The organism is Peribacillus sp. NPDC097225 (assembly GCF_044761955.1).
Classification (GTDB): Bacteria; Bacillota; Bacilli; order Bacillales; family DSM-1321; genus Peribacillus.
In genome coordinates this window covers 93,633-105,968 of the sequence record NZ_JBIWDJ010000005.1, presented here as the reverse complement: position 1 = coordinate 105,968, position 12,336 = coordinate 93,633, and the positions used below count along the sequence as shown (strand labels likewise).

Genomic DNA, 12,336 nt, shown 5'->3' with positions numbered 1-12,336 from the left:
TTATCATGTGTAAATATAGTAGATAAACTCAATTCTGTCAATATCAAACTTTGAAACTTTCTTATCTTAAGCTAGAATATATAAAGAGTTTATCCTAAATGAAGGAAGAGATTACAGCCATGTGGATTTTTGCAGCCCTCATCACCAGTTTTTGTTTCGGCATCAATAACAGCATTTTCAAATGGAGTGGAACAAAAGGCCATTCCAAAATACATATCCAGTTCTTCTTTTATTTTGTTGCTTTCATTCTATCCATTATGTATGGTGTGCTCGTCGATGGGCTGAACCTGAATTGGGTCTCCATCCTGCTAGGTGCGGCAATCGGGGTCCTCAATGCTAATGGGAATATCCAAATGGCAAGTGCCTTTGAAAAAGGCCCGGCAAGCCTGACTTCCCCTTTAATCGCGGCGAATACCATTTTCCCGATTCTCTGTGCAGCGCTCATTTTTCATGAGCACATTTCTCAGTTGCAATGGAGCGGCGTCATCTGTATGTTGCTCGCCACCTTGATCATCCAGTACACGCCAAATGCCAAAGGGAATCATCAGTATGTCCCTTGGATGATGCATACCTTATTTGCCATCTTCTCCTTTGGCGTACTCGGCATCCTGATGACGACAACGACACGCCTTCACCTGAGCTCCCTTGATATTCTGGTATCCATGTACGGAGGAGGAACGGTTTACCTCATGGTCGCGATGGGCATTAAACATGAGAAAATTAAATCTAAAGAAATCAAGATTGGTTCCTGTGTAGGCCTCTTGAGCGTAATCGGATACGGCTGCTATTTCTTCGCCCTGAATACCGGCATAGCAAGCATCATCTTTCCAGTCGTCAGCCTCAACTGCCTGATCGTCGTATTCGCTGGTTGCTACCTATTCAAAGAAAAACTAAAAACCTACCAAATCGCCGGCGTCTTCGCAGCCCTGATCGGAATCATCCTAACCAAAATCTAAAATCAAACCCCATTCCCGAGCCACCTTGGGAAATGGGGTCTGACCCCTTAACCAACTGTCATGAACCCTGTTGTACCAAGCATATTTCACTTGAATGAATTCTGGGAAATAGGGTCTGACCCCAAAAAGTGTTGACATCTCGTTTTATTTATCAGATAATTATGAATATTAAATATTTTAGAGAGCAGCATAGGCTAAATGTTTGATTGCCCGGTAAGAATGGGTATATAGTAAGTGTGTACTTCGAAGGTACCATGATAAAGAAAGGAAGATGGAAAATGGTCAAAGTTACTGTGAAAGTGGATTACAATGGAAAGTCCTATCAAACGAATGTTCTTGCAAAACCAGGTGCCAATGAGCAAGAAATTTTTCAAACGGCGCTTCATCAAGTCGAGAAACAGTGGAAGGAATAAAAAAGCAGGCATCGCCTTAGATACCTGCTTTTTTTATTGCCTTTTTTTATGAAACTTCAAAGAATCCTATCGAATGTATCCCCTTACCCTACTATATGAAATTACCCCGAACAAACAAAAAAAGAGCGCCTTTTGAAGGACGCCCTCTTTTGATTAGATTCTCTTACAAGTAACCCCAAGTCATAGCTAGTAAAGTACCAAAGACCGTGAATAATGCAATGAACATACCGTAATAAACGTTTACGTAAATTGCTTTTCCATCTTTCGTTTCACCAGCATGCATGAATACAACAAGTTGAAGACCTGCTTGTATAAATGCAGTAACAAGAAGTACCGTCATACCAACTGGGAATGACATATCAAAGAAGTAAACGGCAAGAGCCACTGCAGTAAGAATCATTGAGAATACAAAACCCATTACTTGTTTTCGTGGGAACAATTCAGACATTATGAGATCATTCCTTTCAGATAGATGAAGCTAAAGATAAAGATCCAAACTACATCCAAGAAATGCCAGTAAAGAGAGAAGATAAACGATTTATTAGCTGTCGCTGGAGTCAATCCGCGCTTTTTAACCTGAAGGATAATGAACGTTCCCCAGAATAGACCAGCGGTTACGTGAGCTCCATGAGTTCCTAATGTTGTCATCAGCATGGCTGTGAAAGCACTAGTTTGTAATCCTGCCCCAATATGAACATAGTGGATAAACTCGTAAACTTCTACGCATAAGAATCCTAGGCCTAGCAGAAGCGTGATAGCAAAGAAAGTTATCATCGCTTTCTGTCTGCCAAGACGCATGGCGTGAATACCAAGACCGATAACAAAACTACTTGTTAAAAGTAAGATTGTTTCAGCTAGAACTGGAGTGATTTCAAAAATCTCCACTCCAGGGCCTCCAGCAGTACGGCCCTGTAATACGAAATATCCAGCAAAAAGTGTAGCGAAAAGCATAATTTCAGCACCAAGGAAAATCCAGAAACCAAATATCTTCAGACTATTCTCTTCAGTACTATATTCAAGTGGCAGCGAGTTATCAATTTTCATTATTTAGCACCTCGCAATTTTGATTCTGTCTCTTCAATTTCTTCAACTGAAATGTAGTGACCATGATCTTCCTCGAATGACCGAAGCGCCATACAAACAAAGATCGCGATTGTAGCAACGATAGCAGGAATCCAAAGTGCAAATATGAATGAGAAGCCCCAAACAAAGAATATCGCACTCATGATGATCGGCATTCCGCTATTATTAGGCATATGAATTTTTTCATACTTGCCTGGGAATAAGTCATGTCCCTTTTTCTTAGCATCCCAAACAGGTTCGATTGAATTAACCTGTGGTAATACGGCAAAGTTATATTCCGGTGCAGGGTTATGAGTAGACCATTCAAGAGAACGAGCATCCCATGGATCTGAACCGATGTTTCTTGGAGAGTAACGTACACTGTAGTACACGTTATAGACGATTACTACAAAACCTACAGCAAGTCCAGCTGCTCCAATGAAGGAAATCATATTCATCAACCCGAATCCAGTTGATTCGGAATATGTGTACATACGACGTGCTTGACCATCTAATCCACTGAAGAACATTGGCATAAAGGCAACTAATGTACTCATTGTAATGATCCAAGCTGAAATCTTACCAAGCTTTTCATTCAACATGAAACCGAACATTTTTGGCCAGTAGAAATGAAGACCAGCTAGCATCGCGAATACAACACCAGGAATAATAACCATATGGAAATGGGCTACCAAGAACATTGTATTATGGTACTGGTAATCGGCTGCTGACATACCAAGCATTACCCCAGTAACACCACCGATAGTAAAGATCGGTAAGAATAGTACTGAATAAATCATTGGAGTGGTAAATGTAATCTTACCTTTCCAAAGCGTGAACAACCAGTTGAATATCTTAACTCCGGTTGGAACAGCAATCGCCATCGTTGTGATAGAGAAGATACTGTTTGTAAGTGCTCCTTGACCCATAGTAAAGAAGTGATGCACCCATACTAAGAATGAAAGAAGCGAGATAAGAACCATTGAAGCTACCATTGATTTATAACCATATAGGTTACGTTTGGCAAAGGTTGAGATAACCTCACTATAAATACCGAATGCCGGCAAGATTAAGATATAAACCTCAGGATGTCCCCAAACCCAGAAGAAGTTGGCCCAAAGCATATCCATACCGCCACCAGTTGTTGTAAAGAAGTGGGTTCCGAATAATCTATCCATTGTTCCCATGATAAGCAACACTGTTAATACAGGGAAAGCGAAAACAATGATTAAGTTAGTGATTAAAGCTGACCAAGTAAACATTGGCATTTTCATCAATGTAATACCAGGTGCTCTCATTTTCAGGATTGTAGTGATGAAGTTAATACCCGTCATCAATGTACCAAGACCTGAAATCTGAAGAGCGAACATGTAATAATTCGAGCCTACCGACTCACTGAAGTCATTACCTGCCAGTGGGAAATAAGAAGTCCAACCTGCATCAGGAGAACCACCGACTACGAATGAAATGTTTATTAACATCGCACCCATAAAGAATAACCAGAAACTTAGTGCATTTAGACGTGGGAATGCTACGTCACGTGCACCGATTTGAAGCGGAACAACGATGTTCATGAACGCCATGATAAATGGCATTGCCATGAATATGATCATTACGACACCATGTGTCGTGAAAATTTCATTATAATGCTGTGCATCTAAAAGAGTGTTATCTGGTACGGCAAGTTGTGCACGCATCATGATAGCATCTGCGCCACCGCGGAAAAGCATGGCTAAAGCAGCAATTATATACATGATACCGATACGTTTATGGTCAACCGTTGTTAACCATTCACGCCAAAGATAACCCCATTTTTTGAAATAGGTCAAACCAGCAATTATGGCAAGAGTAGTAAGACCAATGGCAACCATCGATGCGTAAATCGCAAGACTTGGATGAGGTACGGCAAATCGATCAAAGAATTCCATACTATCGTGACTCCTTTTGGAAATTTATTGTTTACCCTGTAAGGTTAGTTGTATAACTAACCCCACATCTTAATGATTGCTATGTTCTTCGTGTTCTTCGTGTTCTTCGTGCTCTTCGTGTGAATCATGTCCTTCGTGTGAACCTTCGTCTGATCCATGATCATGTCCACCATTTTCACCCTCAGGAGCAGGACTGAATTCTAGATGAGTTCCAGTGTAAGTGGATGTACCAAGATGACCTGGTTCTAATAACTCATCGAATTTATCTTCTGTAAGAGGTTTAGCAGTTTGATGCACTTCATCTACCCATTCATCAAACTCGGCTTCAGGCATTGCTGTAACGTTGAACGTGTTCTCAGCGAATCCTTTACCACTAAAGTTTGCGTTTCTACCCATGTATTCACCTGGTTCGTCAGCTGCTAGGTGCAGAGTGTTAACCATGTCGCTCATTGCGTATTTTTGACCACCAAGTTGTGGAATCCAGAAACTTGTGATTGGTCCATAAGAGTAAAGTTTGAATTCAAGCGGACGGTCTGTTGGAATGTATAAATAGTTAACCGTTTCAATATTTTCTTCTGGATAACTAAAATGCCATTTCCAGTTAGATGTTGAAGCGTAAACAACCAAAGGCTCTTTATCTTCATATCCTTCAGGTGTTGCCTCTACTTTATAGTTACTTTGAGTAGAAACAATAGAAAGGAAACCTACAATTAAAATTGGAACACCAACACAAATTGTCTCTACAAGTTTACTTCCTTCAATATGAGGCGGTTCGTAATCCTTACTTTGTTTAGAAGCTCTGTACTTGACTAACATATAGATTAAAATTCCAAAAACGACTAGAACGATAATCGACATTAATCCAATAGATAACATTATGTCCTTAGCTTGCGTTTCAGCTTGAGGCCCTTTTGGATCTAAGACCATTAATGGTTCGCAGCCTGTTAACACTGTGGCAACAGTAAAAAGGATGGTTAAAAAAGCCCACTTTATTTTCATCGTGCTACCCCTCTCTTAGTATAATATATTTGACATTGGTAATTATTCGGAGAAAACATTTACCAATCTTTAAACCTCTTATTCTCATATCTTAGTTCCAAGTGGAAAAAAAGACAATATGAAATGAAGAATGTCATAAAAAGTTCATTTAAAAACCGTAAATATGTGGTAAATGAGCAGTTATATTGTATTATTTTTTTCTTATGCCCTATAATAAATCCTTATAATGAAAAACGAGACAGCTTCCCAAAGTACAGGATTGTCCCTACCTATGTCTATTTTATTTTATATTAATATAGTGAAATAAACAATTGTAACATTATACATCATGGGGAAATATGCCTCAAAATCACCTCTAATGTTAAATATTTCACAATATGAGTAGGATAATATGTCTAATCTGGTATAAACATCCTTTTTCTTCACTTACTTATTTTATACTGATATAAATTATTGTAAGTGTTTTTCCCTTAGCCATTGTGGAAACTAAAAAATCATACTTTTTTATCATTACCTGCATACGGTTTTTTTAAAGTAAATAAGCGTTTCTTCTATTGAAGAAACGCTCTACTCTCCTAATAAAAAAGAAGAAAGGTGTCAAATTGACACCTTTCTTCTTTTTGTTTTGGACTTGAATTTTATAAGCTTCGTTGTTTCCGGTATAATTCTTTCCCCTTTTTTGGTGTTCGCCGTCATTTCTTCTGCCAAGACAAATAATATACCAACCAAGAAAATACTCGCTGCACTTAACGCTATGGTTATCCCTATTGTTGATAGCACATACCCTCCGTTGTAACCGCTTACAGAAAAACTGATTAAAAACAATATAATTCCGATTGTACATCCTGTGCCTGATACCCATTTCAATGCATCCATGATCTTCTGATTAGCTTCCATCCTGTCAGCTCCTTTTCTTTCTATTTTAACAATTTTCACATTTTTGTCAATATTTCTACTATTTTACATTATAAACACGTTGTTTTCCTTGACAAATCATTTCTCTTTATTGGAAGGGAATATAGATATGTTCCCTCATGGTTATATTATTAGCTATACTAAAAATTCTACTCTAAAAGAAAAGACTTCGGACAGTTTTCAATCCGAAGTCTTTTCCTATTAAGAACCTTTCAAGGTTATCGTCAACGTCTTTTCTTTTGCCCCTCGATAGATCTTGAATGTTACCTTGTCACCTATTTTCTTATCTTTGTACAGTTGTTTTCTCAATTCAGCAGCCGTGCCAATCTTGGCGCCCTCAATCGCCACGATGACATCCTGTTGCTGGAGACCTGCATCCGCAGCCGCCGAACCTGGTTCTACACTATTGACCATTACCCCGGTTTTTGCAGGCTCAGGCATTTTCTGTAGATAATATTGTGGGAGTTCCTCTGTATTGGTAAGACTGACACCTAAATAGGGTCGCGTAATTTTTCCCTTTTCGATTAGCTCTTTTACTATCGGGATGACCTCGTTACTTGGAATCGCAAAGCCTAAGCCCTCCACTCCACTTTCCGATATTTTCAAGCTATTGATGCCAATCACTTCACCAGCCGTATTGATTAAGGCACCCCCGCTATTTCCAGGGTTGATGGCCGCATCCGTTTGTAACACATCCAGCTCCCATTCGCCGTCCGAAGTATCAACCGAAATCGCCCTTCCCGTTGCACTAATGATTCCTTGTGTTACTGAGCGCGAAAAATCAAGTCCGAGCGGATTCCCGATGGCCAATACCTCCTCACCTGGTCGAATGCTATCAGAATCACCAATACTGACGGCTGCCGGAGCAATTGAATCATCAATCGTCAACACCGCTAAGTCCGTTAAGGCATCAGCACCGACCACCTCTGCTGTTGCCTTTTTCCCATCATATAACGATATTTCCACTTCCTTAGCTCCTTCGATTACATGGTTATTCGTGATGATATAGGCTTTGCCATTGTCTTTTTTATAAATGACCCCTGATCCCGTGCCACTTTCCACCGTTTCATTTTCCGTACTTTGCTGCTGGAGGGGATACCGACTTTGTGTTTCTTGAAAGTTGACGACACCTACAATCGATTTTGAAGCTGTTTCAACCATATCAGCCCTCTGATTGGAATCTGTACTCATCGACAACTTTTGTGGAGTGACTGTTTGCTCTACGGCTGCGGTTTGAGAGGTTTCATTCACGGCTTCTTTCTCGGTATCCCCAAACTCACCCCCGAATACAAATACAGAAGAGGTTACTAAAGAAGCGACCACTCCTGAAACAAGGCCAGTAAACACATGTGACTTTACTTTTTTCGGTTTATCTTTCACCCTGACTTGTCCTTCACCATTATAGTTCTCCATCTTCTTCCCTCCTATTTATGACTTTCACCTGCCTCCATCATAAACAGGAATTATTAAAAAATTCTTAAGAAACCTTGAAAAAATATAAATTTCTTAGATGGACCGATATATTTGCGGCTTGGACCGATAAAGGTCTGGTTTTGACCGATAAAACATCTAAATTGACCGATATAAATACGGTTTTGACCGATAAACTGCTTACAAACAAAAAAAGACGCCTCTATTAAAGGCGCCCCTCCTTACATCACTTCATACACTTCTTTTTTCTGCTTATTCACGCCATACCAGCCATACGTGGCAGTATGTCCACCTTCGTTACTATCATTGACGACTTCAAAGACTTGAAAAATATAGTCTCCCTTTTCATCATCGTGATCATATTGGATTTGTAGATGCGGATTATTTTCGGCATCCACATAATCCTTCACCAGCTGCTCCGCTTTCGCTTTTGTAAAGCCTTGGTCCGGGTCCTTCTCCTCTTCAACCGGTCCTTCTTCGGCTGGTTCTTCCTTAGCGGCTTTTTCCTCTTCTTGTGCTTCCTTCGGCGTTTCTGTTTCTACTGCCGGTTTATCTTCAACTTCCGACTCGGGGATAGCTTCTGATTCCTCCCCCGTTTGGTCATCCGTCGTTTCCTCTAAATCCGTCTCCTCTTCAACTGGTTCTACGTCGGCTTCTTCCGTTTTCACCAACATTCCCGTAGCCTTTTGAACCATCAACTTGCCTTCTTCAAACTTTGCCTTATATGCGGCTGCCTCTTCGAAAAAGACCTGTGCTCCTTCTACATCCTGTTCTTCATATTTTTTCATTCCATCGTAAAGTAGGCCTGATAGCTCCATCAGCTCTTTCGCTTCCGCAGTGGGATCATCTTCATAAGCCAACTCAAATGCTTCATGTGCTTCTAAATAATTCTCTTCCTTTAGTTGGCTTTTCCCCAATTCCATGTTTGAGTCATACATCCTCGTTGCACAACCTGAAACGATAAATACCATCAATAAAATACATACGGATAATTTCTTCATAGTAGCACTCCCCATCCTTGTTCAATGTCCTAAGTTGTCCTATCAATCTCTAAATCTATCTTACCCTATTTCATAAGAAATATCTGACATCTATGTATGAAAGCGACTTTTTTATGGGATATTCATTTTTAGGGTTACTTTTTTACAAATAGTGGTACATCATAATTAAACACTTGAAGGGGTGGTATAAATGAGTCAAGAAAAGCAGACGTATCATGTGGATTTAGTGAGTGGAGATATTCTGGCACAGAAACTAGATGAAAACCCAAGCTTCACCATACAAGCGAATGATGACGAATTAGCCGAGTTAAAGCAATGTTTGGACGATCATCTGAAAGATGATCTTGAAGCTTTTGCCCGTTCTCACGTACCTTATCTTCTCTACCATCATGACCGGGCCAATGATAAATATGATGCGGCCATGAAAAAACTATACCGGATCATATACAGGTTAGGTGACGAGGCCGCCCGGAATCACATTGAGGAGATTGGCATATTGGAGGATAACAAATTCGAGGGAGACAGTGAAATCCAGAAGTTTAAATAAGCACCCCATTAGAACAGGATCTTATATATGAAGATTCTGTTTCTTTTTTCATATAAGGAGGTAGGGATGATAAGAGCGATGAAGTTTGTCCTATTGGCTTGCTCTCTTTGTCTACTGTATGGCTGCATGCAAAATCCATCCAGTAAAAAAACCGTGGAGGAAAGTGAAGCAAGCCCAACAACGGAAGAGTCCTCTGAAAAAAGCGGCCTCGAGCAAGGGGTCAGCCAAGTGGCGGAAGGATATTCACAGGCACCCGGGGAAAACGATGCAATCGGTTCAGATAAAGAAAAAGAAATTTATCTTTACATGAAGTCACTATACAACACTGGAGGACAGAATACCCAAGACGCCATCACGGAAAAGGCGAGTAACAAATTCGAGATTACACAAGAACAGGCCGGTACGATTTATATGCAGTATGAAATGAAGTTATCCAAGCCCAAATGAAAAATTCGCCACACTGAAACAAAAGACCAGCAATCATGGCGACTGCTGGTCCTTAATGTTTCAGTGTTTTTGTTTATAATAGGTCACAGCCAAGGCAAGGGCGAGAACTGCGCCTTTCACGATGTCCATTGCATAATATGGGACCGACATCATGATTAGCCCATTTTGCAGAATTCCAATCAAAACGGCCCCGATGAACGTTCCGAAAGCATTCGGTTTACCTGCTCCTAGAACAGAAGAACCAATGAAGGCCGCCGCCACCGCATCCATTAAATAGGGAGAACCTGAATTGATTTCCGATGTCATGACACGGGAAGCAAGGACGATCCCGCCGATAGCAGCGAACAGCGCCGACAGAAGATAGGCCACTACTTTATATTTATTGACCGAGATTCCCGAAAGTCTAGCCGCCTCCTTATTTCCGCCAATGATGTACATATAACGGCCATGCTTCGTGTAGGTCAAAAAGATATGAGTCGCAACGACAATGACGCCCATGATCAGGATAATCCAAGGCACTTGTCCGATTTTGGCGAAAAATGGGCTGATTAAACCTGTAGCGAATGTTCCATCAGGCATCACCATGTTTTGTGAAACCGTGGCCCCTTTTGTATAAGTAAGGGCAAGCCCTTGAATGATGAACATGGTCGCCAATGTCATCAGCATGTCCGGGATCCTTAACTTTACAATCATGAATGAATTCAATGCGCCCACCACAAGCGAAGCACCAATGGCCGCTATTATCGCAATCAACGTATCCTGGGAAAACCAGACAAACATCGAGATGACGATGGCATTGGCTAATGAGGCAACGGAGCCAACTGACAAATCGAAGCCGTCAACCGTCAAGGAAATCGTGATCCCGATGGCGATGATTGTCACGATGGAGATGGAACGTAAAATGTTAATAAGATTATTCGTTTGAATGAACGATGGATTCGCAATAGCAAAAACCGCAATCAAGATGATGATCGTCAGAATCGTTCCATATTTATAAAAGAATTCGAACAGATCAACTTTTTTCCTGGCTGGCGTTGTTGGTTTCTCTGTAAGAACCGGAATTGGTGTACTCATCCTATTTGCCCCCTGTTGAGTAGAATAGTAGTTCTTCTTCATTTGTCTTGCTTGTCTCTAGCTCCTTGACCATCCTTCCGTCATATAAAACATAGGTCCTGTTTGTGATTCCTATGATTTCGGCCAATTCGGATGATGCATAAATAATCGCTTTCCCCTTTTGGGCTAACTTTGCGATCAGTTCAAAAATATCCTTCTTGGCCCCGACGTCGACGCCTTTTGTCGGCTCATCGAATATGTATACATCCGCATCAGCCAATAACCACTTTCCGATGGCGATCTTTTGCTGATTGCCCCCTGATAGGTTTTCGACCTTCGCTTCCTCTGAAGGCGTTTTGATCCCAAGAGTGGCTATCAGGTCTTTCGCCTTTATCTTTTCTGCCTGGCGATCGACGAAGCTGAATGCCTTACTGAATTTCCCGACACTTGCAGCAGTCAGGTTCGTAGTAACAGACTCCTGTACGAGAACGCCTTCTTTCCTCCGTTCTTCGGGGACTAGTGCCAAGCCGCTCTTCACAGCATGATGGGGCGTTTTCAGAATAAGCTTCCTTCCATTCAATACAACTTCCCCCGTTATAATGGCCGTATGACCGAAAAGCGTTTTACAAAGCTCCGTTTTCCCTGCCCCGACAAGGCCCGCTAAACCGACTATCTCACCGGCCCTCACATGAAGACTGACATCTTTGACTTTATCGGCATCCGACAGTCGGTTCACTTCAAACATCACCGCACCTATCTCGGCATTCACGACGGGAAACTGTTCTTCCATTGACTTTCCAAGCATCTGCTCAATCACTTCGTTTTGTGTGATATCACTGATTCTACTGCGCCTCACACTCTTCCCATTTCTCATGATTGTAATGTCCTCACACACTTCAAATATCTCGGGTAGACGATGAGAAATGAAAATAATGCCTACACCACGTTGCTTCAGCTCATTCACAATCCGGAATAGTTCCGTTGTTTCCGTATGGCTTAACGGAGCAGTCGGCTCATCAAGAATCAAGAATTTACATGCGGTTGAAACGGCCCTAGCTATCAAGACCATCTGCTTTTCGGCCAACGTAAGGTCCCTTACCAGTTTTTTCGAAGACACATGGATGTTCATTTCTTCCAAGATTTCCGTCGCTTTTCTATGTAATTCCTTCCACTTGATGATTTGTTTTCTCCCCATGTTCTGTACGGATTCATTCAGCATCACGTTCTCCGCAACCGTTAAATAAGGAATGAGGGCCGTATCCACTTCCTGATACACAATTTGAATGCCAGCTTCCTGTGCCGACTTTGGCGAACGGATATCCTGTACCTGGCCATTTAGAAAAATGTCGCCGGTATAATGGACATGAGCTCCTGATAAGACTTTCATTAGCGTCGATTTCCCTGCTCCATTTGCGCCGACCAATGCATGTGCTGTTCCCGACTGTACTGAAAAATCAACTTCACTAAGCGCTTTTACACCTGGAAACTCAATCGATATTTGTTTCATTTCTAGTTGAATGCCCATGTCCAATCCCTCCCATTAAACAGACACTCTCTTCAACTTGAAAGAGAGTGTCTACTGAT

At 41.3% G+C, this 12,336-nt stretch carries 13 protein-coding genes; 4 read left to right on the top strand and 9 right to left on the bottom strand.

From position 1 onward, the window contains the following. Positions 1–98 precede the first annotated feature (98 nt). Entirely contained in the window at positions 99–956 is an 858-nt protein-coding gene (locus tag ACIQXH_RS15530; protein ID WP_402872020.1) for an EamA family transporter, read from the top strand. Between the two features lie 278 nt (positions 957–1,234). Continuing rightward, positions 1,235–1,369, top strand: coding sequence for a BA3454 family stress response protein (locus ACIQXH_RS15525; RefSeq protein ID WP_402958509.1), 135 nt, complete (start codon positions 1,235–1,237; stop codon positions 1,367–1,369). 163 nt (positions 1,370–1,532) lie between these two features. On the opposite strand, the gene qoxD is transcribed toward ACIQXH_RS15525, so the two are convergent. The 7 genes from qoxD to ACIQXH_RS15490 all read right to left on the bottom strand — a co-directional run bounded on the left by qoxD (position 1,533) and on the right by ACIQXH_RS15490 (position 8,705). Continuing rightward, on the bottom strand, positions 1,533–1,817 hold the full coding sequence (gene qoxD / locus ACIQXH_RS15520) for a cytochrome aa3 quinol oxidase subunit IV (RefSeq protein ID WP_402989226.1): 285 nt from the start codon (positions 1,815–1,817) through the stop codon (positions 1,533–1,535). Next, positions 1,817–2,413 carry a cytochrome aa3 quinol oxidase subunit III gene (gene qoxC, locus ACIQXH_RS15515; protein ID WP_402989229.1) on the bottom strand — a complete coding sequence of 199 codons (597 nt, stop codon included), beginning with the start codon at positions 2,411–2,413 and terminating at the stop codon, positions 1,817–1,819. The genes qoxD and qoxC overlap by 1 nt, the downstream gene beginning before the upstream one ends. Further along, on the bottom strand, positions 2,413–4,359 hold the full coding sequence (gene qoxB / locus ACIQXH_RS15510) for a cytochrome aa3 quinol oxidase subunit I (protein ID WP_402872029.1): 1,947 nt from the start codon (positions 4,357–4,359) through the stop codon (positions 2,413–2,415). The genes qoxC and qoxB overlap by 1 nt, the downstream gene beginning before the upstream one ends. A 69-nt stretch (positions 4,360–4,428) precedes the next feature. Continuing rightward, complete coding sequence (gene qoxA / locus ACIQXH_RS15505; protein WP_402989232.1) at positions 4,429–5,358, bottom strand: cytochrome aa3 quinol oxidase subunit II; 930 nt, start codon at positions 5,356–5,358, stop codon at positions 4,429–4,431. 597 nt (positions 5,359–5,955) lie between these two features. Further along, positions 5,956–6,255, bottom strand: coding sequence for a hypothetical protein (locus ACIQXH_RS15500; RefSeq protein WP_402872035.1), 300 nt, complete (start codon positions 6,253–6,255; stop codon positions 5,956–5,958). A gap of 219 nt (positions 6,256–6,474) precedes the next feature. Then, complete coding sequence (locus tag ACIQXH_RS15495) at positions 6,475–7,686, bottom strand: S1C family serine protease (RefSeq protein WP_402958511.1); 1,212 nt, start codon at positions 7,684–7,686, stop codon at positions 6,475–6,477. Between the two features lie 239 nt (positions 7,687–7,925). Then, on the bottom strand, positions 7,926–8,705 hold the full coding sequence (locus ACIQXH_RS15490) for a COG3014 family protein (RefSeq protein ID WP_402958513.1): 780 nt from the start codon (positions 8,703–8,705) through the stop codon (positions 7,926–7,928). A 190-nt stretch (positions 8,706–8,895) separates the two neighbouring features. Between ACIQXH_RS15490 and ACIQXH_RS15485 the strand changes: the two genes are divergently transcribed. Further along, on the top strand, positions 8,896–9,252 hold the full coding sequence (locus tag ACIQXH_RS15485; protein WP_402872044.1) for a hydrolase: 357 nt from the start codon (positions 8,896–8,898) through the stop codon (positions 9,250–9,252). Between the two features lie 66 nt (positions 9,253–9,318). Continuing rightward, a complete protein-coding gene (locus tag ACIQXH_RS15480; RefSeq protein WP_402872047.1) occupies positions 9,319–9,699 on the top strand; it encodes a hypothetical protein in 381 nt (126 codons plus the stop codon). A gap of 60 nt (positions 9,700–9,759) precedes the next feature. Here ACIQXH_RS15480 and ACIQXH_RS15475 read toward each other — a convergent pair whose 3' ends face one another. Beyond that, positions 9,760–10,773, bottom strand: coding sequence for an ABC transporter permease (locus tag ACIQXH_RS15475; protein WP_402872050.1), 1,014 nt, complete (start codon positions 10,771–10,773; stop codon positions 9,760–9,762). A gap of 1 nt (position 10,774) precedes the next feature. Next, a complete protein-coding gene (locus ACIQXH_RS15470) occupies positions 10,775–12,277 on the bottom strand; it encodes a sugar ABC transporter ATP-binding protein (RefSeq protein WP_402958515.1) in 1,503 nt (500 codons plus the stop codon). Positions 12,278–12,336 lie beyond the last annotated feature (59 nt).